The following is a 26,019-nucleotide window of genomic DNA, read 5'->3' on the forward strand; positions in this document are numbered from 1 at the left end:
CCGCGGACCACCCACAGGAACGAGATGCCGACGTCCACCCCGGGCCCGGCGGAAGGAACGCCCTGACCATGGCCCCCGAACCACAGAAGAAGCCGCGCGCCGAAGACGACTGGACGATCGAGATCGTCCTCCTGGTCGTCGGCGTCCTGGCCCTCCTGTCCGCCGCCTGGCTCGCGGCCCGCCTCGGCGCGGCGTTCACCGAACTGCCGGAGCCCCCGGGCAACCCCTTCTCCTTCGCCATCGCCCTGGCCAAGGGCGACTACTCCTGGCCGGGCGGCGCGGCCAACGCCCTCGCCGCCGCCGAGGCGCTGCTGCTCGCGGGCCTGATCACCGCCGGGTACCGGATACGCCGGCGGCTGCGCGACAAACCCGCCGTGGACCGGGCCGCCAAGCACATGACGGACGGCGCGGAGCTCGGCAAGCTCACCATGAAGGGGGCTGCCGCGACTGCGGAGCGCCTCGGCGTGAAGGCCCAGGTGCCCGGCGTCTTCATCGGCCGGTCGGTGAAGGGCCGGCAGCCGCTGTTCGGCTCCTTCGAGGACATGCACGTCGACATCTGGGGCCCGCGTACCGGCAAGACGACCCGGCGCGCCATCCCGGCGATCCTGTCCGCCCCGGGCGCGGTACTCGTCACCTCCAACAAGCGCGACATCGTCGACGGCACGCGCGGGCCTCGCCAGGCTCACGGTCAGGTGTGGGTCTTCGACCCCCAGCAGGTGGCCCAGGAGCCGCCGACCTGGTGGTGGAACCCCCTCTCGTACGTCACCGACGTGGCCAAGGCCCGCAAGCTGGCCGACCACTTCGCCTCGGGCTCGCGCGACGCCGACGCCTCCACCGACGCGTTCTTCGATCCGGCCGGCCAGGACCTCCTCGCCAACCTGCTGCTCGCGGCGGCGACCGCCAAGACCTCCATCACCCAGATCTACACCTGGCTGTCCAACCCGAAGGACGACACCCCCGAGCGCATCCTGCGCGGCGCCGGGCACGTCATGCCCGCCGATTCCCTGAACGGCGTGATCACCGCTCCCGACAAGCAGCGCAGCGGCATCTACGGCGTCGCCCAGCAGATGGCGTCCTGCCTGATCAACCCCGAGGTCAACAAGTGGGTGACCCCGCTCGGCCCGGCCGACGACCGCCCCGAGTTCGACCCCCGCGAGTTCGTCCGCACCCGCTCGACGCTCTACTCGCTCTCCCGCGAGGGCAGTGACTCCGCGGGTCCGCTGGTGACGGCCCTGACCGTGGCCGTGGTCGAGGCGGCCGAGGAGTACGCCACCACCCAGCGCGGCGGCCGGCTGTCGCTCCCGATGGTCGGCGTCCTGGACGAGGCGGCGAACGTCTGCCGCTGGCGCGCGCTGCCCGACCTCTACTCGCACTACGGCTCGCGCGGCATCGTCCTGATGACCATTCTCCAGTCCTGGGCCCAGGGCGTCGAGGTGTGGGGGGACCGCGGCATGGAGAAGCTCTGGTCCGCCGCGAACATCCGGGTCTACGGCGGCGGTGTCTCCGACACCCGCTTCCTCGGCGACCTCTCGGAGCTCGCGGGCGAGTACGAGCTTCGCGAGTACTCCGCGACGCGGGAGTCGGAGTTCGGCGGCTGGTCCGGCAACCGCACGGTGAACGAGTCGGTCCGCCGCGAGCGCGTCCTGCAGGTCTCCGACCTGGGCTCGATGCCCCCCGGCCGGGCCCTCGTCCTGGCGTCGGGCACCAAACCGGTCCTGGTGGAGACGATCCCCTGGTGGGAAGGCCCCTACGCCCGCGAGGTCAAGGCCTCCCTGTCCAAGTACGACCCCGGAGCCGCCTGAGCACCGCCCGGTGCCCTCCCGGCCGGGTCCGGCGACGGGTCCGCCCGCGTGCCCGGCTCGGCTGACGTGCGTCCGTGACGCCGGTGCGGACCGGCGTCACGCGCGGCGCGGCGTGCGCGTGCTCCGCCGCGCGTCAGGGTGATACCGCTGCCCTCGAGGACGTCCCGGGAGTCGTGAAGATCCTGTCCAGGTGGTGACGGAGCACCGCGACGGCGGACTCCGGGCTCCGCTGGCCCACGAGGATGCTGGTGCCCAAGGTCGCCGCCATCGCGAGCAGGCTGATCGCCTCCGTGCGGGCGTCGGCGTCCGGGTCGGCCAGGCCGGCCTCCCGCGCCTGCTCCAGGAGTCCGGTCAGGGCGTCCTCCGCGGCGTCGGGGTTGTCGATGAAGGGCTGGGCGGCCAGCGCCCCGTCGGTCACGGACAGGATCGCGTAGGAGCTGTACAGCAGGTGGAACGTGCGGCTCTCCTCGTCCGTCGGGAGGGAGGCCAGCAGCAGCGCCTCCACCGTGGCGCGGGGGCCCGGGTCCGGACCGGCGGCGGCCAGGCGGGCGGAGACCCTGGCGGTGAAGCGGTCGGTCAGGTGCCGCAGGCCGTAGAAGAGCAGCTTCTCCTTGGTCTCGAAGTAGTACTGCACCAGCCGGAGCGACACCCCGGCCTCCGCGGCCACGTCGCGCATGCCGACCGCGTGCAGCCCCCGCCGTCCCGCGACCTGGATGAGCGCCTCGGCGATCTGGGCGCGCCGCTCCTCGTGATCCACGCGCTTCGGCATGTTCCCGCGGTCTCCGCCCGTCGATGGTGGGCGCGCTCGCCGCCCGGACAGCTTCATGATACCGGTGTACCAGATTAATGATACGGTCGTACCACGAAGAACGGGTCTTCCCAGGAGGTGCCGCCGTGCCCCAGAACACCGCCCGCGTACGCCGCGATGTCGGCCGCTACCTCAACGACACCCTGCGCGACCGCTACTTCGCCGCCGCCGAGGTCCTCTACGCGATGGGGGCACCCGCCCGCTCCGAGACGGACGTCGAGACGAGCTTCGGCACCACCCACGTCTACCGGTACGGGCCCACGGACCCCGCCGCCGAATCCCGGACCCCGATCGTCCTGATCCACGGCGCGGGCTACAGCTCGGCGATGTGGTACCCCAACACCCCCGGACTCAGCCTCGACCGCCCCGTCTACGCCCTCGACACCCCGGGCGACGCGAACCGCAGCGTCCACCGCGAGCCCATGTGGCAGCCCGAGCGCGCCGCCCAGTGGATGGACGAGGCCCTCGACGCGCTCGGCCTCGACAGGGTCCACCTCGTCGGCTCTTCCTACGGCGGCTGGCTCGTGCTCAACCAGGCCCACCGGCGGCCCGGACGGCTCGCCTCGGTCACCGCCCTCGACCCCGGCGGCCTGGAGAAGGTCGGCCTGCGCTTCTTCGCCTGGGTCTTCGTGAGCCTGTTCGCCACCTTCGCCCCGAAGGCCCTGCGCCCCCGGCTCGCCAAGTGGCTGGACCAGCCGGTCATCGCCGTCCCCGAGATGCGCAGGTGGATCCAGCTCGGCGCCCGCGCGTACCGGATCCGCCGCCCCGCGCCCCTGCCGCTGGCCGAGGACGCACTGCGCTCCATCCGGACCCCGCTCTACGTGATCATGGGCAAGCACAGCCTGCTCGTCCACCCCAAGCGGCAGCTGGAACGCGTACCGCGCCTGGTCCCGGGGGCCCGCGCCGAAATCATCACCGCGACCGGGCACGGCCCGCAGATCGACCACCCCGACGTGGTCAACGCCCGGATGCTGTCCTTCATGGAGGACGTCGACTCCCTCGACCCTGCCGCTGCCCCCGCGTAGGCCCACCACGGCCGGGAGGGTCCCGGGGACTCCGTTCAGAAGGCGCTCAGCGCGTCGCGGGTGGTGGTGCGGTACAGGCCGACCTTCGGGTTGGCGACGCTGCCCGGCTTGGCCAGCGGCAGGCTGACGCCGTCCGCGTTCGGCATGTGCTCTTTGTCGGCCAGGACGTTGACCTCGTCGGCCACGGGGCCGGTGGCACCCGACGGGTCGAGGTCCACCGCCGCGTACGCGGTGGCGCCGGGGTGCACCGGGTACGCCGGGGCGCCGCCCAGCCCGCCGGGGGCAGCGGCCTGGAGACCGAGCGCGCTCCCCTTGGCGCTGAAGCCGACGGTGGGGAAGTAGTCCAGACCGCAGGAGCTGGAACCGTTGTTGGTCACGGAGATGACGCGGACGGTGGCCGGGGTCCCCGCCGGGGAAGTGACCTTGACGGTCAGGTCGCGCGCCGAGCAGGGGTGGCTGTAGGCGTAGGAGTCACCGGTGGTGCCCCCCGTGTTCTTGCCGCCCGAGCCGGCCTTCGCCGGGGTGGTGGTGGGCGTGCCGGTTCCGGCGCCCCGGCCGGCGGACGCGGCGGCGGAGGCGCCCTCCCCGGACGGCGTCACGGTCCCGGTCGAGACCGGCTTGCCCGGGCTCTTGGTCGCGGCGGGGTTCCCGGCCGGCCCGCCGGCGCTGTCCGAGCCGCCGCAGGCGGTCAGGGCCAGAGCGAGGCCGGCGGTGGCGGTGGCCAGGGCGGTGGTGCGGAGTCGGTGGGTACGCATGGGGCTCTCCGTGTGGGTGTGGTCGTCAGACGGCGGCCGGTGCCGCCGGTCTGACGAGACGTGGGGTGGGACTGCTGGTCCGGCCGGCTGATGCCGCCGGCGGCCGAGGGCGGCTGCCGGTGGGCGGGAGGGGGGCCCGCGCCCCACCGACAGCCGGATCAGCGCGCCGGTCCGATCGGCGGACCGGCGGGCCGAGGACACCACTGTGGAGCTGGTTTTGTCCCAGTGGCGTCCGGACCGGGATAGTAGGAACCCTGGAACGCTCCTGACCCTTCTCACCTGGGCGATCGGGCGAGCCTGGAACGGGCTTCCGGGACGAGGGGGAGGGCGGAATGGCCACGGAGACGGAGCGGTTCGCGCAGCTGATGCGCGGATTCAAAGAGCGCTCGGGGCGCAGCTACGGCACGCTCGCGAAGCGTCTGCACTCCAGCAACTCGACGCTGCACCGCTATTGCAGCGGCGCGGCGGTGCCCACGGACTACGCCCCGGTGGAGCGGTTCGCCCGAGTCTGCGGCGCCTCGCCCGACGAACTGGTCGCGCTGCACCGGCAGTGGCTGCTGGCGCTGGTGGAGCGACGGCGGGGGGTGACGGAGGGACAGGCCCCGGGGCCGGGGGCGGCGAACTCCGCGGCACCGCCGGGTGGTGACACCGCGCCGGAGGTGCCGCCCGCATCGGCGGGGGCGGCGGCCGTGGCCGGGCGGGCACCGGAGGTCCGGCCGCACGCGGAGACCGGCCCCGCACCGGCCCCGGCGCCCGCAGCCGGGTCCACCCCGGCGCCCGGACCTGTTGCCGCGGAGGCACCCGCCCCAGCGGCGGAAGCGGCACCGGAAGCGGCCGCGGACGCCCCTGCGGGCCCGATCCGGCCGGGCCCCGCCCGGGCCTCCGGGCCAGGGGGCCGGCGTCCTCGGCTGTTGCTGGCCGTCGCGGCCGCCGTGGCCACCGCCGCGGTGGCGGGGACCGCCGCCGCCGTCTCCGCCCTGGGCGATACCGGTCACGGGGACACGCGCCACGGCGCCGTCCAGCCGTCCTCGCGCGAACGGGCGGCGGCGACGGGCCCGGCCCTGCCGTCCGGCGGGTCGCCGTCACCCACGCCCAGCGCCGATTCCTCACGCCCGTCCGGCCCCGGAACGTCGTCCCCCCCGGCACCGTCGGCGTCCACCCCGACGGCCACCACCGCGCAGAAGGGGGCTTCCCCCGCCGCGCCGTTCACGGTCACCGTCCTGCGCGACAACTGGGACAGCCCCTGCGACCAGTGGTTCGCCCTGGACAAGGCCCCCGGCACGGTCCCCCCGCCCCCCGCCGGACAGGCGACCGAAGGGTGGGCCCGCGCCCTGGACGCCGCCCCGGCGGGCCACCTGCGCCTGCAGCTGACCGTCCAGGGCACCGAGGGCAAGCCCGCGGTCCTGCACGCGCTGTACGTCCGTGTCGTGAGCGGCCGCAAGGCTCCCGGCTGGAACGCGTACACCATGGGCGCCGGTTGCGGCGGCGCGCTGGTGCCGGCGTCCTTCGCCGTGAACCTCGACGACGCCTCCCCGAGAGCCAGGCCCGTACCCGGCAAGGAGGGCGAGCGGCCGACGGCTACCACCGACTTCCCGTACAAGGTCTCCGCCACCGACCCCCAGGTGCTGAACATCGACGCCGCCACACTCGGTCAGGACGTCAGCTGGTACCTGGAGCTGGCCTGGAGCAGTGGCGACCGCCAGGGCACCACCCGCATCGACGACCGCGGCCGCCCGTTCCGCACGGTCGCCCTGAACGCCGGCCACACGTACTGGTACGACGAGAGCCACAACGCCTGGCTGCCGGACCCGCAGTGAAAGGCCCCGGGCAGCGGCCGATCACGAATGGTGACAAACGGGTGACGCGCGGTCAGTGGCGGATGCTTTCATGGTCGCAGTGCGCAAGGAGGCGCATCGCGACGGGCGGGGGGATACGGCTGTGCCCTGGATCCATGACTACTTCAGGTCGGACGGCACTCGGGTCAAGGGCCACTTCCGGCTCCCTGCCGGGGCGCGGCGGGAGACCGCGCTGCTCGGCCTGATCGTCGCCGGAGTGATCGTCTTCGGGAACGGAACGACATCCGCCGGAGCCGGGGCCGGAGCCGGAGGAGGCTCGGGTCAGCAGTTACCCGGGCCGCAGTCGACGGTGGTCTACCCGATCAAGTGGCCGGCGTGGGAAAATCACCCGGCGGCGCGACCCACACCGACGGTCTCCTACCCGATCGTCTTCCCCGGCACGGGGAACAGCCGGTGAGCCCCCGCCCGCCCGCCAAGAGGCGTAGGCGCACGGGCACGGCACGGCGGCGGAAGACCACCGGCTCGCAGGAGCCGTGGCTCCTCGGCCTGGCCGGTCTCGTGGCCCTCTCTCTCGTCATGGCGGTGGTTTCGTGGCTGGCCGCCCATCCTCGGGTTCTCGTGGCCGGCCTCCTCGCAGCCGGTGCCGCGGGCGCCCTGTGGGCGCGCCGGCGCCAGGAGGCCGCGCGGTGGGAGCGGGTCCGGGCCCGGAGCCTGCGCTACGCCGTCGAGCACCTCGACAGCCTCCACCACAACGACTTCGAGTTCGCCGTACGGGACCTCATGCACCGCGACGGCTGCACCGACGCCGAGAAGGTCGGCGGGCGGGGCGACAACGGTGCGGACGTCAAAGCCACCGACCCCTACGGCCGCCGCTGGGTGATCCAGTGCAAGCACCGCAAGGCCGGCTGGCAGGGGTCCGCGGTCGGCACCCCGGACCTCCAGGTCCTCAACGGCACCGGCCGCCAGATACACGGCGGCGACGTCCTCGTCATGCTCACCAACGGCCGTTTCTCCCGGCCCGCCCTCGACTTCGCCCGGTCCCAGCGCCTCCACCTCGTCGACCGGCACCTCCTCGCCCAGTGGGCCGGCGGCTCCCGCCCCCTGTGGGAACTCCTCCGCGCCGTGCCGCCACCCCGGAAGCCCACGTCACTCTCGTAGCGCGGACGGCGTGACGCTCCCGGGGCGTACGGGCGCGATGGGCCCCGTTGGTCAGGCGTGCTCGTCCGACGGCTGCCGGTCGGGCTGGACCGACCAGACCGGGGGTTCGTCGTCGCCCGAGTCCTCGTCGCGCTCCGCGTCGGCGGCCGTCGCGTGGACGTTGCCCGCCGCGTGGTGGACCGGCGCGTACACGGCGTACAGCCGCATGGGCTCGTCGCCGGTGTTGGTGACGTTGTGCCAGGTGCCGGCGGGTACGAAGACGGCCCAGCCGTCCTCGACCTCCCGGTCGAAGTCGAGCCGGTCCTTCGCGGGGCCCATCTGGACGCGGCCCCGGCCGGCGTCGAGGCGGAGGAACTGGTCGGTCTCCGGGTGCGCCTCCAGGCCGATGTCCCCACCCACGGGGATCGACATGAGGGTCAGCTGGAGGTACTTCCCGGACCAGGCGACCGTGCGGTAGCTCGTGTTCTCGAGCGTCGCCCTCTCGAGGTCGAAGGTTTGAGGTTCCGGCCCGATGTCCTTGATGGTCATGCTTCTCTCTCGATCGACGAAGGCGGTGAGTCGGTGAGGCGGTGCGCGGTCGCGGCCTCACGTCGGCCCGCATACCCCGTCCGCGCGCTCCGGCACGGCCCACGGGGCACGGGGTGCCGACGGGGGCGCCGTCTTGGGACCAGAGCGCCCCTGCCGGCCTAACGCCGATCCGCGGACCCGGGTCACTGGCAGGCCGTGTGCCGGTATGCGGCGGGCTACCGGGGTTCCTGTCGGTGCTTGAACGGGTTGAGCCGTCCGCGGCGCTCGCCCTCCGGGTGGAGCTCACGCCCACCCGTTGCCTCCGGGCCGCCGGTGTCCCGCCGGTCCACGACGTCCGCGCGGTCGTCGGCGGCGGCTGTCCCCCGGCGCGCCGCGCGTGCGGGGCGTGCGTCACGGCTGCGGTACGAGGTACGGCGGGCACCGGCGGCGATCAGGCTCAGCCCGAGCAGGGCCACGGCCCCCACGACGATGCCGTAGAGGAAGAGGGTGCCCGTGGAGCCGGTGACGTGGTAGCCGAATACGGAGAATCCGTCGGTCAGCTGGTGGGCGGTGCCGTCGTTGGTGAGGACGCCGGCCACGCCGACGACCAGCGCGGCGATCAGGAGGACGAGTCCGAGCATGACGAGCATGGCGCGCTCCAGAGGTCTGGTAGCTGTTTCTCCACGGTAGGACCGTCCCGCCCGCGAGGCCACACACCCGCGTCGTCGCACGACGCGCACGCCGAGGGCCCGTACGACCGACCCCGCACCGCTCCTCAGGACGCCGCCCGGAATTCCGTGCCGACGTACGTCTTCACGACTTCGGCCAGGAACTCTCTCGTGTTGTCGGGGCTCAGCGCCTGGGCTTGCAAGTAGGCATACATATCGCCGAAGAGCCGCACGTCGGATTGCTTCTCCAGGTAGAGGTCGCTGGTGAACCTTTCCAGATACACCACGCTCACATCGGTGGAGTCGGAGAATTCGAGCAGCGAGAACTGTCCGGACATGCCCGGGTGCGCCCCCACGTCGTGAGGGAGAACCTGCACGGTGATGTGCGGCTGGGCACCGAGGCTGTTCAGATGCTCCAGCTGCTCGCGCATCACCTCGTGGCTGCCCACCACGCGCCGCAGTGCCGTTTCGTCCAGTACGGCCCATAAGCGCAGCGGGGCGTCGGGGGCGGCCAGGCGGCGCTGGCGCCGCAGCCGTACGTGGAGGCGCGAGGCGGCCTGGTCCGCGGCGGCGTGAGGGATCGTTCCTGCGATGACCGCCCGGGCATAGGCGGGGGTCTGCAGCAGGCCCGGGATCACCAGGGGCTCGTAGGTCCGGATCGAGGCGGCCTCGGCCTCCAGGCCGATGTAGGCGCCGTAGCGGATGTCACCGTAGGCGTTCCACCAGCCCTGACGGCCCGATTCACGGGCCAGCCGCATCAGGTCGTCGACGAGCCGCGCGTCCTGGACCGCGTACAGCCGGCAGAGGTCGCGGACGTCGCGGGGCTTGACGAGGCGGCGGCCGTTCTCCAGAAGGCTGATCTTCGGCTGCGAGATCAGCAGGCGCTCCGCCACCTGCCGCGTCGTCATGCCACTGGCCTGCCGGAGCCGGCGCAGCTCCGATCCCAGTCGGCGCCTGCTGACGGTGGGATTGACATTGACGCCCACGGGGTGCGTTCCTCCGCTCCGAGAAGTCCTGCTCCGGCGAGCAGAATCGCATACGCCGACGGGCAGTTGGCCCTGCCCCGGCACCGTGTCGCCCACTGGACGAGGGCACCCTCGCCCACCCCCTCGCCTCGCGGATCCTCGCCGCCCGGGGCGGGGACGAGAGGAATCACCGTTTCCCCCACACGGCCCATTAAAGCCGTTCGGCTATGCGCATTATTCACCCGTGGAGGCGAATGCCGCAGGGCGCAGAAATTGCCGGACAAATGCCGGGTCTTTTACAGGTTGCTGCGTAATATGCCAGCGACAGTGAGACGGCCCTATGCGGCCGAGACCATCAGATACGCCACCATCCACCACAGGAGTTGGCCCCTCGATGACGCTGAAAATCTCTGGCGCGGCGCTCAAGCGCACGACGCCCGTCTGGATCGCGACGGCACTGGCCACGGTGATCGCCTCTGCCGTGGTCGCCGTGACACCGGTCCGCGCGCACGCGATCGCAACACCGGTACCTCTGGGCACAGCCGCCAGCTTTGCCGTGCTGGCCGGCTCCGAGATCACCAACACCGGCCCCTCGGTGATCACCGGCGACCTCGGGGTGAGCCCGGGAACCGCCATCAGCGGATTTCCGCCCGGCATCGTGAACGGCACCGTGCACTCCGGTCCGGTCGACCCCGTGGGCCTCCAGGCCAAGAGCGACCTGGTCGTGGCGTACAACAACGCCGCTGGTCAGTCCACGGACGCGATCCTTCCCCCGGACGCCGGAGGCCTGACGCTGGTGCCGGGTGTGTACACCGCCCCGTCCACCCTCGGACTCACCGGCACGCTCACCCTGGACGCCCAGGGCGACCCCAACGCCGTATGGGTGTTCCAGGTCGGTTCGGCACTGACGACGGCGAGCTCCAGCAGCGTGTCCCTCATCAACGGGGCCTCGCCGTGCAACGTGTTCTGGCAGATCGGCAGCTCGGCCACGCTGGGCACCGAGACCGACTTCGTCGGCACCATCATGGCCCTCACCTCCATCAGCCTGACCACGGGTGCGGACATCGACGGACGGGCGCTGGCCCGCAACGGCGCGGTGACCATGGACACCAACGTGATCAACCGCGGATCGTGTGCCGCCGGCACCACCGGCGGCACCACGACCGGTGGCACGACGACGGGAGGCACGACGACGGGAGGCCCCACGACGGGAGGCACCACGACCGGAGGCCCCACGACGGGAGGCACCACGACCGGTGGGCCCACGACGGGAGGCACCACGACCGGTGGCGTCCTCGGTGGCGTTCTCGGGGGCACGACGACCGGTGGCACCAACGGCGGTCTTCTCGGCGGCGTGCTCGGCGGAGTGACGACGAGCGGTGGTCTCATCGCGGGTACCACGACGAGCGGCGTCACGGGCGCTACGACGGGCGGGACCAACGGGGGCGTGACCGGCGGTATCCCCAAGCCGCCCCCCGGCAAGCCCGGCAAGCCCGGATGGCCGGACCAGCCCGGATGGCCCGGGTGGCCCGGCCATGACGGTCCTGGCGGGCCCGGTCACGACGGCCACGACGGCCCCGGCGGACCCGGTCACGACGGCCACGACGGCCCCGGCGGACCCGGTCACGACGAGCACGGGAAGCCGGGCCGGCCCGACCACGGGGACCCGCACGGCGAGCACGACGGCCCGGGCCACGACGGGTGAACGCGCCGCACACGGGGCGGCCCGAAGACGGTGAGTCGCCCGTGGCTCCTCCGGGGGCCTGTACGGCCAGGCGGTCACGCGTGACACACCAGTAGGACGGGGGCGCGCGGCGGACCGTCCTCGGCTCCGCCGCGCGCCGCTCGCGCAAGCCGGAAGGAACGGATGGATGAACAGTCGGGATGGGAAGGCCGGGTGGGGTCGTGCCGAGTGGCGTCATTTCAGCGGACGCGGAGAGAACGGAGCACTCAGGAGCCGGTCCTGCGGGGAAGGGCCGTGACGGTGGTCCGGAAGCGGTCCCGGACGGCCGCGGGCCGCGACGCCCGCCCGGGCCGGGAACAGCGGCCGTCATCGTGCTGTGCCTGGCCGCCACGCTGATCCATGTGCTCGCGGTCTTCCTGCACGTGGCTCCGGCGAACGCCGTCTCGCAGCTGTACAGCGGGCCGGTCAACGCATGGGTCTATCCGCTCTTCGAGCAGAACTGGCGCCTCTTCGCCCCGGACCCGGAGTCGGTCAACCGGCAGATCTCCGTGAGGACCAGGCACACCGCCCCTGACGGCAGTGTGCGGACGAGCGGCTGGTTCGACCTGAGCGCCGTGGACAAGTCCGCCGTCGAGCACAACGCCTTCCCGAGCCACACGGCGCAGAACATGCTCCGCCGCTCCTGGAGTTCCTACCTCGAGGCGTTCGGCGGTGACGACGAGCCGCGTTCGGAGCGTGCCGTGATGATGCGGACGTACCTGCGCAACATCACGGCGGCCCGCGTCGCCGCCCACCGGCGCGGACCCTTCGACTCCGTCCAGCTGCGGGTGGTCACGCTCCCCGTCGCCGCTCCGACCGCGTCGGGCGCTACCCGCCCGGTCGCGCCCATCGACACCCGTTACCTGCCCTGGTGGAAGGTGGCTCCACATGGAACAGACTGACCCGGCACCGGCACCGGCAGCCCCGACCGCCCGACCGGTGGGGCAGCGCGTACTCGACCGCATGAGCGGGGTCATCGCCCTGCTGGTCGACCGGCCGGTCTCCTTGTACGCCGCGGCCGTCCTGCGCATCGGGTACGGGCTGCTCTACCTCGTCTTCCTCCTGCGCGAGTTCCCGCACCGCGACGAGATCTGGGGGCCTGGATCGCCCTGGACGCCCGCGCTGGCGCGGCAGCTGTTCGATCAGACCGAGTGGTTCAGCATCCTGACCCTGTCCGACAGCCGGGCGTACTTCGAGACCTGCTACGCGGCGGCCGTCGTGACGTCCGCCCTCTTCGTGCTGGGCTGGCGGACCAGAGCGGTGTCCGTGCTGTTCGCGGTCGTGGTGGCGTCCTTCCACGCCCGGGCGGTCTACATGACGGACGGAGGCGACAACCTCTTCCTCCTCATGGCCGTGTACCTGGTCTTCACCGCGTGCGGCCGCCGCTGGTCGCTGGACGCACGCAGGAAGGCGGTTCCGGCACCGGACGGCGGCCGGCACCGGCGCCGGTTCCGCGAGCTCCGCGAGTTCCGCGACACCGCGAGCACCGTGCTGCACAACTGCGGCATGTTCGTCATCGCCACCCAGGTCTGCTTCCTCTACGGATGCGCCGGTCTGTACAAGGTGCAGGGCGGCTCCTGGGGCAACGGCACCGCGCTCCACTACGTGTTGAACCTCGACCTCTTCCGCCCGTGGCCCGCGCTGTCCCTCCTGCTGGACGAACACCCGGTCGCGGTGGCCATCGCCGGATACCTGACGGTGCTGCTGCAGGTCGCGTTCCCGTTCGTCCTGTTCGGCAGGCTCAAATACCCCGTCCTGATCATGCTGGTGGGCCTGCACCTCGGAATCGCGGTCCTCCTGGGGCTTCCGGTCTTCTCCGGAGTGATGATCGTCGCGGACGCCGTGTTCCTGCCGGACCGCTTCTACCGGTCCTTGGGGAGCCTGTGGTGCAGAGCCTCCGGGCCGGGAAGCTCCTGGAAGGCGAGCGGCGGCCTCCCTCGTGTGCCGTCACCCGAGTGCCCCGTATCGCGCTCGACGTGATGCGGTGCGCCATCGTGCGTGTGAGCGTGGTCCGGAGGGATCCGACCCCCCACGGCGGTCCCCGCAGGACAGAAGGAGTCCGGGTCATGGGCGGTGCGCAGGACGGGCGTGAGGAGCCGGGCAAGGGGAGCGAGGCACAGGGGCACCAGCGCCCCGGCGACCCCGCGCACCCGCAGCCGGGCAGGCAGTCCCGTGAACGGGGACGGGAGCGGGGGCGGAAGGAGCCCTCGCGCCGCGGTGAGGACGACCTGCTGCGCGAAGAGGACCTCCACGACGAGTCGATGTGACGGGAAGACCGTCGCAGGGGCCGCCCACCACGTTCTGGGTGCGCCACTCACGGATGTCCGCGCCCGGAATCACGCCGGCTCGCCCTGCCCGGACGCGGCAGGGGGTCCGGCCGCCACGAGGATCTCCGCGGCCGAGGTGATGTTGTCGGCGCGGACGGCGCGGGCCATGGCGGCGCGTGCGGCGTCCGGCGTGGTGCCGGGCGGTACCACCAGCAGGGCGAAGTGGTCCTTGTCCCCGCGGGTGATGAGGACGGTGTCGTCTCCGACGGGGTCGGTGTCGAGGTGGACGACGCGGTCGTCGACGACCAGACGGGCCGGCAGGCCGTCCCAGGCCGAGGCGTCCAGGACCACGCGGGTGATGGGCCCGAGGTGCTCGGTCAGCGCGCCGATCAGTGCGGGGAGCTCGCTCTCGACGTCGCGCGAGCGCGGCCACCACGCGCCGTCCAGGACTCCTTCCCGGGCGTGCGTGGTCTCCAGCCGCAGCAGGGCGGTACCGGGCCGGACCGCGGCATGGATCGCGTCCGGCAACAGCATCGGGGGTGTGCGCGGGGTGTCGGCGTCAGCCATCATGGTCCGCCCGTCTGCGGAGTACGGCCGCGCCCGGCCCGGACCGGCGCCGGTACCCGGAGCGCCCGCCGGGGCGAACGCGGCACTGCCGTCCTTTCACCGTACCCCCGGCGCCGGGGCGCCGCCCGGTCCGGCCACCCGCGCGGCCCCGGAAAAATGCCTGGTCGGGGCGGGTTGGCGGGCGCCGGGCGGGCGTACAGTGAAAGCACCGGGAGCACTTCGCACACCGGCTCCCGCGCGGGTGTCGTTTCCGGGGATCACGAGGAACCGGGCTGCCGACGCGCGGCCCGGGGGCAGGTCACACCATGACCACCACCACCGACCGGACCGCACCCCACGACCTCGCCACAGACCTCCCGGCACGCGTGTCCCTCACCCCGGGGACCACACTCGCCGGCCGGCTGGACGGGGCCTGGTGGCCCCGCTCCCGCGACCTGTACGCCGAACTCCCCCCGCTCGTGGCCCTGCTCGACGAGGCATGGGGACGCATGACCCGCGTCACCGTGAACCCGACCCGCTGGCACGGCGTTCCGCACAAGGTGCCGGCCACCGGGCACACTGTCCATGTCGGCTGGTTCACCGAGCAGCACCCCGACCAGCTGATCCTGCTGTCCCTCACCGTCGGCCGCTGGGACCTGCTCGTCGTCCCTCCCGAGACCGAGCCCGCCGCCGCTGCCCGCCTGATGACCGCCGCGGCGATCCCCGGCAGTGTCCTGACCGTCGGCGCCCTGGTCGCCGCCGAGGCCGCCATCGGCCGCGGCATGCGCGATGCCGGGAACCAGGAGGACGTCTGGGAAGCCGAAGGCGGGGCCCGCACGGCGCGCTCCGGGGACCTCGTCGGGAGGCGACGGGCCCTCCCGGTACCCGGGGACACCCGGCGGTGAGCACCGCCCCTGACGAAAGGACGCCCCCTTTGGACCCCCACGAGACAGAAGCGCTCCCGGTGGCCGGGAACGCCGAGGTCCGGATCGTCGCCGCCAGTCCCGAAGCGGCCCGCGCGGTCGCCGAGGTACTGCGCCGCTGCTTCGACGCGACGGAACAGCGCAGCTACCCCGCCCCGGGCGGCGGTACCCGGCTCCACCTCACCGTCGACACCGAAGCCGTCGCCGGCCCCGCCCGCTCCTGGCTGGCCACCAGCAGGTCCTCCACCGACGTCGGCGCCGGGACCGGGACCGGTACCGGGACCGGGGCGGAGGCCGAGGAGAACTGACCGGCCACCGGCAGACCCCCGCCACGGGGAATGAATACCTGTCTCCGCGGCCGGAGAATTTGACGGTCCTCGCGGGGAGAGTTTTTACGGGCACCACACCGGGGAAAATGTTCGGCCCACACGATCCGCCATGGCGTGCTACTGTCGAAGTCAGTTGCAGTTTTGGTACCCAAAAACTTCAAGCGCCTCCGCCCGGTTACGGCCGGACGGAAGCGCTTCGTCTTTCCGGTCATTTTCCGGTCGGGGCATCATCGCGGCGACACGGCATCCGTAAAGCGCGGATTCCGAGGCAATGCCCAAAGGAGATATGACATGGCTACTGGCACCGTGAAGTGGTTCAACGCGGAAAAGGGTTTCGGCTTCATCGAGCAGGACGGTGGCGGCGCTGACGTGTTCGCCCACTTCTCGAACATCGCCGCCCAGGGCTTCCGTGAGCTCCAGGAGGGCCAGAAGGTGTCCTTCGACATCGCTCAGGGCCAGAAGGGCCCGACGGCCGAGAACATCGTCTCCGCCTGACGCTCACGCACATTTTGCAGCTGGGGCCCGCATCCCTCGGGGTGCGGGCCCCAGCTGCACGCTTTTACGCACCCGCTCCACCCGGGATCCGAGGGACGGCATCACCGGAGCCTCACCCGCTCCGCCGGTGCGCCGGATTCATTTCCGTGCACCATCCCCACTCCCTCCCGCATTCCCTCCCGCGCCGACACGGATTTCCCCGTGGTCCGCGTCCGCTTTCGCATTCCATTCGGTCCGTGCCTGCGATTCTCCGCACCGTTCTTCCACTGCGGGAATTCCTTGATGCGTACCGTATCCAGGAAGGTTCTGAATGAACCCCGCACGCACGAACAGCCGCTCCTCCCGCACCCGCCGCCACACCGGCGGCCACACGTACGACTCCGGCACGGCCCCCGTCCGGGGCGGCCGCTCCGGTTCCGCCGCCCCGAGCCGTTCCGGCGCTCCCGGCCGCTCCGGCGGCTACGGCCGGCGTGCCTCCTCGGCCTCGGGCGAGTTCGCCCTGCCGAAGACGATCACCCCGGCGCTGCCGTCCGTCGAGGCGTTCGCCGACCTCGACATGCCCAAGGAGCTCCTGGCCGCGCTCTGCGCGCAGGGCGTGACCGTCCCGTTCCCCATCCAGGGCGCGACGCTGCCGAACTCCCTGGCGGGCCGTGACGTCCTCGGCCGCGGCCGGACCGGCTCCGGCAAGACCCTCGCCTTCGGCCTGGCGCTGCTGGCCCGCACGGCCGGCCAGCGCGCCGAGCCCCACCAGCCGCTGGCCCTGGTCCTGGTCCCCACCCGGGAGCTCGCCCAGCAGGTCACCGACGCCCTGACCCCCTACGCCCGCGCCGTGAGGCTGCGCCTGGCCACCGTCGTCGGCGGGATGCCGATCGGCCGGCAGGCGGCCGCGCTGCGCGGTGGCGCCGAGGTCGTCGTGGCCACCCCCGGCCGCCTCAAGGACCTCATCGACCGGGGTGACTGCCGGCTCGACCGGGTCGCGGTCACCGTCCTGGACGAGGCCGACCAGATGGCCGACATGGGCTTCATGCCGCAGGTCACCGCGCTCCTGGACCAGGTGCGGCCGGAGGGCCAGCGGATGCTGTTCTCGGCGACCCTGGACCGCAACGTCGACCTCCTGGTCCGCCGCTACCTCGCCGACCCCGTCGTCCACTCCGTGGACCCCTCCCAGGGCGCGGTGACGACGATGGAGCACCACGTCCTGTACGTGCACGCCGCCGACAAGCACCGCATGACGACGGAGATCGCGGCGCGCGAAGGCCGGGTGATCATGTTCCTGGACACCAAGCACGCCGTGGACCGCCTCACCCAGGACCTCCTGGACTGCGGCGTCCGGGCCGCCTCCCTGCACGGCGGGAAGTCACAGCCGCAGCGCACCCGCACCCTCGCCCAGTTCAAGACCGGGCACGTCACCGTCCTCGTCGCGACGAACGTGGCGGCCCGCGGCATCCACGTCGACAACCTCGACCTGGTCGTCAACGTGGACCCGCCCACCGACCACAAGGACTACCTCCACCGCGGCGGCCGTACCGCGCGGGCCGGCGAGTCCGGCAGCGTCGTCACGCTGGTCACCCCCAACCACCGCCGTGACATGACCCGCCTCATGGCGGCCGCCGGCATCACCCCCCTGACCACCCAGGTCCGCTCCGGTGAGGAGGCGCTCAGCCGGATCACCGGCGCCCGCACCCCCTCCGGCGTCCCCGTGACGATCACCGCGCCGGCGCCCGCACGGCCCAAGCGCGGCACGTCGTCCGCCCGCGGCCGGCGCGGCCCCGGTTCGACGTCCCGGCGCCTGGGCGCGAGGCAGTCGGCGTTCGACGCGGCGGCCTGAACACCGCGTGATCCGAACGTTCATCCATCTCTGCAGGAGGCACGTCGTGACGCTGGTCCAGACGCAACCCCGCTCGGCGAGCGCCGCTCCGCTGCACCTGGCGCCGGCCGAGGCCATGGACACGGCGGGACCGCGGGTCCATGACGACATGACCGTCGAGGTGGCGCTGTCCGTCATGGCCAGTGCCCTCACCGGGCACCTGAGCGTCACCGACGCCGACGGCGTGTGCACCGGGCTGGTCACACGGGCGCAGCTCACCGCCGTGCGCGAGAGCTCCGCCTACTCGGACCGCCTCCGGCTGCGCGACGTCACGGGCGACGGCGGGCCGCCCGCCCCGCCCGCCACCCCGGCGGCCGGGCGCGCCCCGCGCCACCGCCCGCTCGTCGCCCGGTGCCCGGGGGACGGACAGGACAGTGCGCGGGGGCTCCTCGCCCCCGCCCGCTGAGCCGCCTCACCGCGGCGGAACCAACTCCCCTTCTCCCCTGTGAGGCATCGTGCGCTGTGTCATCGCCCGCTTCCCGTTCGAACTCACCAAGAGTGGTGTCCTGGCCTCCATGAAGGGCGTCAAGCCCGAGGAGGTGACGGGTGAGTCCGTGATCGTCGGCCGCCGCACCTACCCGGTCAAGCAGGTCGGCCAGGTCATCACCCGTCAGGACCGCCGCGACTTCAGCACCGCCGAGGTCGTCCGCGCCCTGACCAAGCTCGGGTTCACCTGCCGGAGCCTGCCGCGCGACGCGGCGCCCGCCCGCGCCACCGGCGCGTTCGAGCACGCCTCCGCGCTGCTCGGCGTCCCGGCGATCGCGTGACCGCCTGACCGTACGACCACGAGCCGGGAGGAGCGCGAGCCGACCCCGGACAGCCAGGAGGGCCCCCGCCGGCACGTGCCGGCGGGGGCCCTCTCGCGTACGGGTGGGGTTGCGCGCGGGACGCGGAGTCAGTGATCGGAGTAGCTGAAGTCGCCCATGGTCCAGGCGCTGACGTTCTCGATCGAGACGCGGTACATGCCACCCGTCTCCGGGATGCCCACCGTGCCCTGGAGGATCCGGGCCATATGGAAGTGGAGGTGCGTGGGCGGTCCTTCACTCCGCGCCCGGGCGGTGAAGACGGCGGAGAACTCGCCCAGGCTGGACGAGTCGGCCAGGACCTCCGACACCCGTTGCCGCCACACCGCCTCGGGGGCCAGCCGGCCGGTGATGACAGTTCCGCCCGTGACCACGGTCAGGGACATCTGATTGCTCTGCCCGGACTCCACCAGGGTGGCGACGTCAACGAGCAGCTCGTCAGGCTTCGACATGAAAGCCGATCCTATGCCCGTACGCGGGGACCGGGGAGTGCGGTCGCGCACTCCGGCCACCACCGCGTCCCGGCGGCGACGGTGCCGCCCTCCCCCGACCACCTCCGGGCACTGCCGATTTCCTCATCGCCGGACGAACAGAAATCTACTCTCGCCGGAGTAGACATTGGTCGGTGATCTGGCTATGGTTTCTCTCGTAGCCCAGAGAGACACAGAGGCCTGGCAGAGACGAACTGCCGGTCAGCAGCATGTGCAGAGCGGTACGGCGGTGGAGTTCCGGAGCCAGGTTTTTCGCAGGACGGTGACGGGACTGACCGCCGGACCGGGTGGCCCGCAGTGATCAGGGGCCGCCGTGGCGGGACCGCCGTCATGGCAGGAGCGGTCCCGCGAGCAGTTCGCGGTACGAGTTCGCAGTACGCAGTACCCCCGTGGTAGGTAGTGATCAAGAGGAAGAACGGAGGAACCCGCGCCATCAGGATCGCCCGGGACGAAGTCGAGCCCGGGTACCGCAGGACATCGATAGTGAGGTGGTCTCCGGTCAGGCAACAGCGATCCCCGCGCCTCCGACAGCACCCGGGTCGGATCCGCGGACACAAGACGCCGGCGCAGTAGCAGGGCCGGCAGGTGGTGTAGTAGTTCCTTCGGGGCCCTGGTGCCGTACGGCGCCAGGGCCCCTCGACGCGTTTCACAGAGAGGTGCAAATGACAGCAGACGACTCGTACGGACGTCTCGACGACGACGATTACCCCGCCTACACGATGGGCCGGGCCGCGGAAATGCTCGGTACCAGCCAGAGCTTCCTCCGCGCCATCGGAGAAGCCCGCCTGATCACCCCGCTGCGCTCGGAGGGCGGTCACCGCCGCTACTCCCGCTACCAGCTGCGCATCGCCGCCCGCGCCCGTGAGCTGGTCGACCAGGGCACGCCCATCGAGGCCGCCTGCCGCATCATCATCCTTGAGGACCAGCTCGAAGAAGCCCAGCGCATCAACGCCGAGTACCGTCGCGCCGCCGAATCGTCCGGACCGCAGGCCTCCGCCTGACGGGAGCCCGCCCGACCGGGCAGCGGCCCGGACGCCGCCCCGCCGGAGGACCGCTCACCGGTGCTCGACTCCGCTGCCGCCGGGTGCCGCCGCGCCCCGGCGCGCGGGGGACGACAGCACCCGGCCCAGGTCCAGCACGCTCAGGCCGAACATCAGCACCCCCAGGGGCACGTGCAGCGACGGCACGCGCGCGATGCCCAGCACGACCTGCACCGAAGCCAGCACGAGGAAGCCGGAGGCGTACAGGACGGGCCGGGGAGAGCCGCCGCCCGGCCGCCACGCCAGGACCGCGGCCAGCACGTACAGCATCGAGGCCCCGTACATCACGCGCGCGCCGACGCCGTGCAGCGTCTCGCCGTACGACGAGGACAGCAGCAGTCCGGCGGTCAGCGCCTGGAAGAACAGCGCCGAGGTCTGCAGGGCGATCGCCACCCGCGGGAACGTGAACCCGCCCGGTACTGCCGTCGTACGTGTGGCCATGACGCGGCCCCCCTCTTCTGCCTCGCGGCGGTGGATCGGTGATCTCTCGCCGGTCCGACGACGCAGCTCCGCGAAATGTGAGGTGCCCCCGACGACCCGGTTTTCCGGGCCGCCCTCCCCGCCCGCTCAGTCCGCGTACGCGCGGGCCGGGAGGCGGCGACCGGCCCGGGGGGCGGGGACGAGGGCGAAGCCGTGGTTGGCCGCGATGGCCCGGGTGTGGTCGGCGGACAGCGAGCCGTGCCGTTCGAGGGTGAGCGCGGGCAGGCCCGAACGGCCGCGCCCCGGCGCGTGGTGGAAGGAGAGCACCGTGGCCGGCGTCGGGGCGTGGTGGGGGTAGCGGCCGCGGGCCGCGGGCTCGTCGTCGTGGACGAGGATCCGGACGTCGGGCCGGTGGCCGAAGTCGGCGACCACGCCCTCGGCGCGCCAGTGGGCCGGTTCGGGCTCCGCGCCGGTCAGGTGCCGGGAGAGGTTCACCGAGGTGATGGACAGCAGGGCGCCGCCCGTGCGCTCCAGCGCCTCGGCGAGGAAGCCGTTGGAGGGGCAGCGGTAGCCCGGTCCGACGAGCCGCACGGTGGCCACTCCGTCCCGGACGGCCGTCAGGTGCCGGGGGACGTGCGCGGCGGCGGGCCCGCGGAAACCGAACGGGCCGAGCAGGAACAGCTCCTCGACGAGCTGGCCGAGCTGCCGGCGCGGCAGGGCGGCCGGGACCCGGCTCCAGTCGAAGAGCGACAGAACGCGCTCGCGCACCGTGGTGACACTGGCGACCCGCCCCTCCGGGCGCCCCTTCAGCCGGCTGACGCGCTCGACGGCGGCCCGGTCGGCGCCGGCGGTGACGGCGTACAGGTTGCCGAAACCGTGCGCCACCGCGCACCCTTCCGCCAGCGCGCCCGCCGCGGCCCGCACGTCCTCGGCGTCGTCCAGGACCAGCCGCCGCCCGTTCGTCCTCGTCCGCTGTCCGCTCACTGCCGGCCTCCGCAACCTGATCCTTTACGAGCGGCAACGAGAAGGCCCCGGATACGTCACCGGCCATCCGGGTGGGACGCCGCGCCGGGCGGCCCCCGCGTCCCGCCGGCCCGACGGCGCGCGGGGGTGTGGGCGGCGGCCCGCCGGGTAGGCGACGTGCGCGTCCGCGCCGCGGGAGGCGCGGGTACGGGACTCCCCGGGAGGTCTGCCATGGACGGCCCCGAACTCTCGGAACGCGAGCGGATGATCCTCGACGGCATCGAGGGCGGCCTGCGTGCGGACGCGCGCCTCGACCGCAGGCTCCGTACGCTGCGCCGCGGGATCGGACCGTGGAGCGGCACGTGGGGCCGGCGGGGCGTGTGGACGTCCCTGCTGGCCGTCGCCTGCGCGTCCCTGTTCGTACGGGCCGTGGCGACGGGTTCGCCGGTCCTGCTGTGGCTCTTCGCCGCGGTGTGGGTGCTCACCGCGGTCCGGCTGCTCGGGCTGGCCTGCTCGTGGGGGCGCCGCCGGATGCACGCCAGGGCCGCGGCCGCGGCCAGGAGGAACTGAACCGGGCCGGACGGGCCGCGCCGGACGGGCGGACGCGGCAGGACCGGTCAGGATTCGAGAAGCGCCGCCCCGGACCCCGCGCCTACCGTTGCGGGCATGGACATCAGCATTCACACCACCGCCCTCCCGCACACCGACCCGGACGCCTCCGCGGCCTTCTACCGGGACGTCCTCGGCTTCGAGGTCCGCAGCGACGTCGGCCAGGGCACGATGCGCTGGATCACCGTCGGCCCCGTCGGCCAGCCCGGTACGTCGATCCTGCTGGCGCCGCCGGCCGTCGACCCGGGGATCACCGAGGCCGAGCGCCGCACCATCCTGGAGATGATGGCCAAGGGCACCTACGGCTGGATCCTGCTGGCCACCCGCGACCTGGACGCCACCTTCGAGAAGGTGCTGGCCGCCGGCGCCGACGTGGTCCAGGAACCCACCGACCAGCCGTACGGCGTGCGCGACTGCGCCTTCCGCGACCCCGCGGGCAACCTGGTCCGGATCCAGGAACTGGCCTGATGTGCCGCCCCGGATGGGCGCGCGCGCTCACCGAGGCACAGCACCTGGGGGGACTCGCGCGGCTGCGCCGGGTCCGTGACCTGATCGACCGGGACCACGCGCGGCCGCTGGACCTCCTGGCCCTCGCGCGGGCCGTGGACATGCCGGCCGGGCGGCTCGGCCGCGAGTTCGAGCGCGCCTACGGCCGGTCGCCGTACGCCTACCTGACCGCGCGCCGCGCCGCCGCCCGCGCGGAGGCGGCCGGCTGATCCGGCGGGCACCCCTACAGGGGCGCGCTGTCGTCCGCCGGGAAGGCGGGGCCGTGGCCGGGGACGATCACGTCCGCGGCCGCGAGCACCCGTTCCCGGGAGGCCCGCAGGACGTCGTGGTCCGGGGCGACCGGGTCGTCGACCGGGCCGTTGGGGCGCCACCACAGGTCGCCCACGAAGGCCACGACGCCCTCGTCCGTGCCGGCCAGCAGCGTGATGTCCTCGCGGCTGTGGCCCGGGGTGCGGATCAGCCGGAGCGCGGGGGTCAGTTCGTAGCCCTCGGCGTCGCGGTCGGTCCACTGGTCGTTCTCGTAGATCGCCTTGTGGTCGTGGACGCGGGCGTGGCCGAACAGTCCGACGTTCATCGTGTTGTCGGGGTGGTGGTGGCTCAGCACCACGTCGGTGATGTCCTCGGGGCCGAGCCCCATCTCCGCGAGCGGGCCGAGGATCCGGTCCCGGCCCGCCACCATGCCGGGGTCCACGATCACGTGGCGGTCCCCGTCCCGGGCGTAGGAGACCGTGGCGGCCACCCCGGGGCCGGTGGAGAGGGTGTAGCCGGTGGTCAGGATGCGGAAGCGGGCGCTGCGGCCGAGCGGTGCGTTCGTCATGCCCCCAAGTCTTCTCGGGGCCGCGGTACTTCACGAGTGGCCGCACTGCCACTGATCGCGGGAATCGTGCCACGCGGGCGGGGGCGTGCGCCCCGGGCGCGCGGGGTGCCGTTCACGCCGCGCGTGCCAGACTGCCCGCATGCCGCCCTTCGTGTCCGTCGCCGCGTACGCCCCGCCGGGGGTCGGCATGCTCGGCGCCGGGATCGTCTCCGAGGTGTTCGACGAGCGCGGCCAGGGCCTGCCCCGGTTCGACTTCGCCCTCTGCACGGACCGGCCCGGAGCGGTGCGCAGTGACGTCGGGCTGCCGCTGATGGTCGAACACGGCCTGGACCGGCTGGCCTCGGCCGACCTGGTGATCGCCCTGCCCTGGGCCGGCTTCCGTACGCCTCCGCCGCCCGCGGTGCTGGACGCGCTGGCCACGGCGTACGCGCGGGGCGCGCTGGTGGCCGCGCACTGCGTCGGGGCGTTCGCGCTCGCCGCGGCCGGACTGCTCGACGGGCGCCGGGCCACCACCCATTGGCGGTTCGCCGGCCTGCTGGCCGAGCGGCATCCGGGGGTCGGCGTCGAACCCGACTCCCTGTACGTGGACGAGGGCCGGATCGTCACGGGCGCGGGTGCCGCCGCCGGCTTCGACCTGTGCCTGCACCTGCTGCGGCGCGAGTACGGCGCCGCCACGGCCAACGCCATCGCCCGGGACCTGGTGCTGCCGTCCCACCGCGACGGGGGACAGGCCCAGTACCTGGCGACGCCGGTCCCCGAGGACTGCCGGGACGAGAAGCTCGCCGAGGTGCTGGCGTGGGCCCGTGCCCACCTCCACGAGTCGCTGCCGGTGGCCGAACTGGCCCGCCGGGCCCTGATGAGCAGGCGTTCCTTCGCGCGCCGCTTCGCGGCCTCGACCGGCACCACCCCGCACGCCTGGCTGCTCGGGCTGCGGCTCAGCCGTGCCGAGGAGCTGCTGGAGACCACGGACCTGCCGGTCGAGGAGATAGCCCGGCTGGTCGGCTTCGGCAGCGCGGCGGTCCTGCGGGAGCAGTTCGTACGGCGCCGCGGGGTGCCGCCCCGGTCCTACCGCAGGGCCTTCAGCCGCACGCCGGCGAGGGGTTGACGTCCCCCGGAACGGGTGGAGACCACTACGGGGGGACCGGACGGATGAACGCGAAGGACGATCCGGCACGGCGGTTCGACGAGCACCGGCCGCACCTGCGCGCGGTGGGCTACCGGATGCTGGGCTCGCTCAGCGACGCCGACGACGCCGTCCAGGAGGCCTGTTCAGGCTGAGCCGCTCCGATGCGGACGGGGCTGGTGGGGCTGGTGGAGCCGGTGGGATGTTCGCCGTGCCCTTCGAGGAGATCGCCCCCGTCCTCGGCCGGACGCCGGCCTCCGCGCGCCGGCTCGCCAGCCGGGCGCGGCGCCGGGTCCAGGGGGCCGCACCGGCCCCCGGCTCCGGCCCGGTCCGGCGCCAGGAGGTCGTCGACGCGTTCCTGACGGCCGCCCGGGGCGGGGAGCCCGACGCCCTCGTCGCCGTTCTGGGCCCCGAGGTGGTGGCCCGCTCCGACGGCGGGAAGCTGCTGCGGCGGGGTGCGGCGGACGTGGCCTCGCAGGCGATCACGTTCGCCCGGTTCGCCCGCGCGGGGCGCACCGCGTCACCCGCGCGCCAGCAGCGAGGGGTTGAGGCGGGCGAAGCCCTCCTGGCGCTCGTACGGGAAGTACGGGTACGGCGCCGGCCGGTGGCTGGCGGCATCGAGCCGGGCCACCTGCTCGGGGGTCAGCTCCCAGCCGACGGCGCCGATGTTCTGCCGCAGCTGCTCCTCGTCGCGGGCGCCGACGAGCACGGTGGAGACGGTCGGGCGGCGCAGCAGCCAGTTGATGGCCACCTGGGGGACGGTCCGGCCGGTCTCCTCCGCGATCCCGTCGAGGGCGTCGACCACGTCGTAGAGGTGTTCCTCGTCCACCGGCGGCCCGTAGTCGGCGGTCTCGTGCAGCCGGCTGCCGGCCGGCAGCGGGCTGCCGCGGCGCAGCTTGCCGGTGAGGCGGCCCCAGCCGAGGGGGCTCCACACCATCGCGCCGACGCCCTGGTCGTGGGCGAGCGGCATCAGCTCCCACTCGTAGTCCCGGCCGACGAGGGAGTAGTACACCTGGTGGGCCGCGTAGCGGGGGAATCCGTGCTTCTCGGCCGCGGACAGGGACTTCATCAGCTGCCAGCCGGCGAAGTTGGAGACGCCGGCGTAGCGGACCTTGCCGGACCGGACGAGCTGGTCGAGGGTGGAGAGCACCTCCTCGACGGGGGTGGCGGCGTCGAAGCCGTGCAGCTGGAAGAGGTCGATCCGGTCGGTGCCGAGCCGGCGCAGGGCGTCCTCGACCGCCCCGATGAGGCGGGAGCGGGAGGTTCCGTACTCGCCCGGGCCGTCGCCGGTGGGCAGGCCCGCCTTGGTGGAGATCAGCACCTGGTCCCGGCGTCCCTTGACGGCCCGTCCGAGGACCTCCTCGGAGGCGCCCGCCGAGTAGACGTCGGCGGTGTCGAACAGGCTGATGCCCGCCTCCAGGCAGATGTCCACCAGCCGGCGCGCCTCCTGGGCGTCGGTGCTGCCCCAGGCGCCGAAGACGGGGCCCCGGCCGCCGAAGGTGCCGGCCCCGAAACCGAGGGCGGGGACCTTGAGACCGGACGCACCGAGCTGCCTGTATTCCATGACGGAGTCCTCCCCGTGAGCGGGCACGAGCGGTAATGGCACCGCAGA

General features: G+C 73.2%; 32 protein-coding genes. 21 read left to right on the forward strand and 11 right to left on the reverse strand.

Features of this window, described 5'->3' with window-relative positions:
* The first annotated feature begins 68 nt into the window (after nucleotides 1-68).
* Nucleotides 69-1,802, forward strand: a complete 1,734-nt coding sequence (locus ACZ514_RS11095) for a type IV secretory system conjugative DNA transfer family protein (RefSeq protein WP_468163754.1) — start codon at nucleotides 69-71, stop codon at nucleotides 1,800-1,802.
* Nucleotides 1,803-1,935: 133 nt separating this feature from the next.
* Here the strand turns inward: ACZ514_RS11095 and ACZ514_RS11100 are convergent, their stop codons facing one another.
* On the reverse strand, nucleotides 1,936-2,571 hold the full coding sequence (locus ACZ514_RS11100) for a TetR/AcrR family transcriptional regulator (RefSeq protein WP_469124572.1): 636 nt from the start codon (nucleotides 2,569-2,571) through the stop codon (nucleotides 1,936-1,938).
* Between the two features lie 125 nt (nucleotides 2,572-2,696).
* Between ACZ514_RS11100 and ACZ514_RS11105 the strand changes: the two genes are divergently transcribed.
* Nucleotides 2,697-3,635 carry an alpha/beta fold hydrolase gene (locus ACZ514_RS11105; RefSeq protein WP_469124573.1) on the forward strand — a complete coding sequence of 313 codons (939 nt, stop codon included), beginning with the start codon at nucleotides 2,697-2,699 and terminating at the stop codon, nucleotides 3,633-3,635.
* A gap of 35 nt (nucleotides 3,636-3,670) precedes the next feature.
* On the opposite strand, the gene ACZ514_RS11110 is transcribed toward ACZ514_RS11105, so the two are convergent.
* The gene (locus tag ACZ514_RS11110; RefSeq protein WP_468698474.1) at nucleotides 3,671-4,390 is read right to left on the reverse strand and encodes a DUF4232 domain-containing protein; all 720 of its coding nucleotides are present in this window, start codon (nucleotides 4,388-4,390) and stop codon (nucleotides 3,671-3,673) included.
* A 332-nt stretch (nucleotides 4,391-4,722) separates the two neighbouring features.
* On the opposite strand from ACZ514_RS11110, the gene ACZ514_RS11115 reads away from it, so the two are divergent.
* From ACZ514_RS11115 to ACZ514_RS11125, 3 genes are all read left to right on the forward strand, one after another.
* On the forward strand, nucleotides 4,723-6,207 hold the full coding sequence (locus tag ACZ514_RS11115) for a helix-turn-helix domain-containing protein (protein ID WP_469124574.1): 1,485 nt from the start codon (nucleotides 4,723-4,725) through the stop codon (nucleotides 6,205-6,207).
* A 70-nt stretch (nucleotides 6,208-6,277) separates the two neighbouring features.
* Complete coding sequence (locus tag ACZ514_RS11120) at nucleotides 6,278-6,643, forward strand: hypothetical protein (RefSeq protein WP_469124575.1); 366 nt, start codon at nucleotides 6,278-6,280, stop codon at nucleotides 6,641-6,643.
* The gene (locus ACZ514_RS11125; protein ID WP_469124576.1) at nucleotides 6,640-7,344 is read left to right on the forward strand and encodes a restriction endonuclease; all 705 of its coding nucleotides are present in this window, start codon (nucleotides 6,640-6,642) and stop codon (nucleotides 7,342-7,344) included. Before ACZ514_RS11120 ends, ACZ514_RS11125 begins: the two co-directional genes overlap by 4 nt.
* Nucleotides 7,345-7,395: 51 nt before the next feature.
* Here ACZ514_RS11125 and ACZ514_RS11130 read toward each other — a convergent pair whose 3' ends face one another.
* The 3 genes from ACZ514_RS11130 to ACZ514_RS11140 form a co-directional block, all read right to left on the reverse strand.
* A complete protein-coding gene (locus ACZ514_RS11130) occupies nucleotides 7,396-7,872 on the reverse strand; it encodes a cupin domain-containing protein (RefSeq protein ID WP_469124577.1) in 477 nt (158 codons plus the stop codon).
* 215 nt (nucleotides 7,873-8,087) lie between these two features.
* Nucleotides 8,088-8,501 (reverse strand): hypothetical protein, encoded by a 414-nt coding sequence (locus ACZ514_RS11135; protein ID WP_469124578.1) that lies wholly within the window; start codon nucleotides 8,499-8,501, stop codon nucleotides 8,088-8,090.
* A 125-nt stretch (nucleotides 8,502-8,626) separates the two neighbouring features.
* Nucleotides 8,627-9,505, reverse strand: coding sequence for a helix-turn-helix domain-containing protein (locus ACZ514_RS11140; protein ID WP_469124579.1), 879 nt, complete (start codon nucleotides 9,503-9,505; stop codon nucleotides 8,627-8,629).
* Between the two features lie 373 nt (nucleotides 9,506-9,878).
* Here ACZ514_RS11140 and ACZ514_RS11145 point away from each other — a divergent pair, with 373 nt between their 5' ends.
* From ACZ514_RS11145 to ACZ514_RS11160, 4 genes are all read left to right on the forward strand, one after another.
* Nucleotides 9,879-11,189 (forward strand): ice-binding family protein, encoded by a 1,311-nt coding sequence (locus tag ACZ514_RS11145; RefSeq protein WP_469124580.1) that lies wholly within the window; start codon nucleotides 9,879-9,881, stop codon nucleotides 11,187-11,189.
* A 380-nt stretch (nucleotides 11,190-11,569) separates the two neighbouring features.
* Entirely contained in the window at nucleotides 11,570-12,109 is a 540-nt protein-coding gene (locus ACZ514_RS11150) for a DUF5819 family protein (RefSeq protein ID WP_468163776.1), read from the forward strand.
* Nucleotides 12,110-12,170: 61 nt separating this feature from the next.
* Nucleotides 12,171-13,187, forward strand: a complete 1,017-nt coding sequence (locus tag ACZ514_RS11155; RefSeq protein WP_469124693.1) for an HTTM domain-containing protein — start codon at nucleotides 12,171-12,173, stop codon at nucleotides 13,185-13,187.
* An 86-nt stretch (nucleotides 13,188-13,273) separates the two neighbouring features.
* Entirely contained in the window at nucleotides 13,274-13,474 is a 201-nt protein-coding gene (locus ACZ514_RS11160; RefSeq protein ID WP_468163778.1) for a hypothetical protein, read from the forward strand.
* A gap of 69 nt (nucleotides 13,475-13,543) precedes the next feature.
* On the opposite strand, the gene ACZ514_RS11165 is transcribed toward ACZ514_RS11160, so the two are convergent.
* Entirely contained in the window at nucleotides 13,544-14,041 is a 498-nt protein-coding gene (locus ACZ514_RS11165; RefSeq protein ID WP_468163780.1) for a DUF5994 family protein, read from the reverse strand.
* A 305-nt stretch (nucleotides 14,042-14,346) separates the two neighbouring features.
* Between ACZ514_RS11165 and ACZ514_RS11170 the strand changes: the two genes are divergently transcribed.
* The 6 genes from ACZ514_RS11170 to ACZ514_RS11195 all read left to right on the forward strand — a co-directional run bounded on the left by ACZ514_RS11170 (nucleotide 14,347) and on the right by ACZ514_RS11195 (nucleotide 18,401).
* Entirely contained in the window at nucleotides 14,347-14,925 is a 579-nt protein-coding gene (locus ACZ514_RS11170; protein ID WP_469124581.1) for a DUF5994 family protein, read from the forward strand.
* A 29-nt stretch (nucleotides 14,926-14,954) separates the two neighbouring features.
* The gene (locus ACZ514_RS11175) at nucleotides 14,955-15,251 is read left to right on the forward strand and encodes a hypothetical protein (RefSeq protein WP_469124582.1); all 297 of its coding nucleotides are present in this window, start codon (nucleotides 14,955-14,957) and stop codon (nucleotides 15,249-15,251) included.
* 312 nt (nucleotides 15,252-15,563) lie between these two features.
* Nucleotides 15,564-15,767, forward strand: coding sequence for a cold-shock protein (locus tag ACZ514_RS11180; RefSeq protein WP_072489439.1), 204 nt, complete (start codon nucleotides 15,564-15,566; stop codon nucleotides 15,765-15,767).
* 310 nt (nucleotides 15,768-16,077) lie between these two features.
* Nucleotides 16,078-17,595 carry a DEAD/DEAH box helicase gene (locus ACZ514_RS11185; protein WP_469124583.1) on the forward strand — a complete coding sequence of 506 codons (1,518 nt, stop codon included), beginning with the start codon at nucleotides 16,078-16,080 and terminating at the stop codon, nucleotides 17,593-17,595.
* A 46-nt stretch (nucleotides 17,596-17,641) separates the two neighbouring features.
* Nucleotides 17,642-18,040, forward strand: a complete 399-nt coding sequence (locus ACZ514_RS11190; RefSeq protein ID WP_469124584.1) for a CBS domain-containing protein — start codon at nucleotides 17,642-17,644, stop codon at nucleotides 18,038-18,040.
* Nucleotides 18,041-18,089: 49 nt separating this feature from the next.
* Nucleotides 18,090-18,401, forward strand: a complete 312-nt coding sequence (locus tag ACZ514_RS11195) for an SCO5918 family protein (RefSeq protein ID WP_468163790.1) — start codon at nucleotides 18,090-18,092, stop codon at nucleotides 18,399-18,401.
* Nucleotides 18,402-18,529: 128 nt separating this feature from the next.
* Here ACZ514_RS11195 and ACZ514_RS11200 read toward each other — a convergent pair whose 3' ends face one another.
* A complete protein-coding gene (locus tag ACZ514_RS11200) occupies nucleotides 18,530-18,889 on the reverse strand; it encodes a hypothetical protein (protein ID WP_468163792.1) in 360 nt (119 codons plus the stop codon).
* Between the two features lie 701 nt (nucleotides 18,890-19,590).
* Between ACZ514_RS11200 and ACZ514_RS11205 the strand changes: the two genes are divergently transcribed.
* The gene (locus ACZ514_RS11205; RefSeq protein WP_468163794.1) at nucleotides 19,591-19,929 is read left to right on the forward strand and encodes a MerR family transcriptional regulator; all 339 of its coding nucleotides are present in this window, start codon (nucleotides 19,591-19,593) and stop codon (nucleotides 19,927-19,929) included.
* Nucleotides 19,930-19,983: 54 nt separating this feature from the next.
* Here the strand turns inward: ACZ514_RS11205 and ACZ514_RS11210 are convergent, their stop codons facing one another.
* Nucleotides 19,984-20,409 (reverse strand): hypothetical protein, encoded by a 426-nt coding sequence (locus tag ACZ514_RS11210; RefSeq protein WP_468163796.1) that lies wholly within the window; start codon nucleotides 20,407-20,409, stop codon nucleotides 19,984-19,986.
* Between the two features lie 126 nt (nucleotides 20,410-20,535).
* Nucleotides 20,536-21,372, reverse strand: a complete 837-nt coding sequence (locus ACZ514_RS11215) for an L-threonylcarbamoyladenylate synthase (protein ID WP_468163798.1) — start codon at nucleotides 21,370-21,372, stop codon at nucleotides 20,536-20,538.
* Between the two features lie 210 nt (nucleotides 21,373-21,582).
* Between ACZ514_RS11215 and ACZ514_RS11220 the strand changes: the two genes are divergently transcribed.
* The 3 genes from ACZ514_RS11220 to ACZ514_RS11230 all read left to right on the forward strand — a co-directional run bounded on the left by ACZ514_RS11220 (nucleotide 21,583) and on the right by ACZ514_RS11230 (nucleotide 22,676).
* Nucleotides 21,583-21,921, forward strand: a complete 339-nt coding sequence (locus ACZ514_RS11220; protein WP_468698500.1) for a DUF3040 domain-containing protein — start codon at nucleotides 21,583-21,585, stop codon at nucleotides 21,919-21,921.
* A gap of 96 nt (nucleotides 21,922-22,017) precedes the next feature.
* The gene (locus tag ACZ514_RS11225) at nucleotides 22,018-22,428 is read left to right on the forward strand and encodes a VOC family protein (RefSeq protein WP_468163802.1); all 411 of its coding nucleotides are present in this window, start codon (nucleotides 22,018-22,020) and stop codon (nucleotides 22,426-22,428) included.
* Nucleotides 22,428-22,676: a hypothetical protein gene (locus ACZ514_RS11230; protein WP_468163804.1), complete on the forward strand. Its 249-nt coding sequence runs from the start codon at nucleotides 22,428-22,430 to the stop codon at nucleotides 22,674-22,676. The genes ACZ514_RS11225 and ACZ514_RS11230 overlap by 1 nt, the downstream gene beginning before the upstream one ends.
* A 14-nt stretch (nucleotides 22,677-22,690) precedes the next feature.
* On the opposite strand, the gene ACZ514_RS11235 is transcribed toward ACZ514_RS11230, so the two are convergent.
* Entirely contained in the window at nucleotides 22,691-23,284 is a 594-nt protein-coding gene (locus ACZ514_RS11235; RefSeq protein ID WP_468163806.1) for an MBL fold metallo-hydrolase, read from the reverse strand.
* A gap of 139 nt (nucleotides 23,285-23,423) precedes the next feature.
* Here ACZ514_RS11235 and ACZ514_RS11240 point away from each other — a divergent pair, with 139 nt between their 5' ends.
* Nucleotides 23,424-24,389 (forward strand): GlxA family transcriptional regulator, encoded by a 966-nt coding sequence (locus ACZ514_RS11240; protein WP_468163808.1) that lies wholly within the window; start codon nucleotides 23,424-23,426, stop codon nucleotides 24,387-24,389.
* Nucleotides 24,390-24,433: 44 nt separating this feature from the next.
* Nucleotides 24,434-24,562 carry a sigma factor gene (locus tag ACZ514_RS11245; RefSeq protein ID WP_469124585.1) on the forward strand — a complete coding sequence of 43 codons (129 nt, stop codon included), beginning with the start codon at nucleotides 24,434-24,436 and terminating at the stop codon, nucleotides 24,560-24,562.
* 365 nt (nucleotides 24,563-24,927) lie between these two features.
* On the opposite strand, the gene ACZ514_RS11250 is transcribed toward ACZ514_RS11245, so the two are convergent.
* Nucleotides 24,928-25,971 carry an aldo/keto reductase gene (locus ACZ514_RS11250; RefSeq protein WP_469124586.1) on the reverse strand — a complete coding sequence of 348 codons (1,044 nt, stop codon included), beginning with the start codon at nucleotides 25,969-25,971 and terminating at the stop codon, nucleotides 24,928-24,930.
* Nucleotides 25,972-26,019: the final 48 nt, after the last annotated feature.

The organism is Streptomyces sp. NPDC034086 (assembly GCF_055575515.1).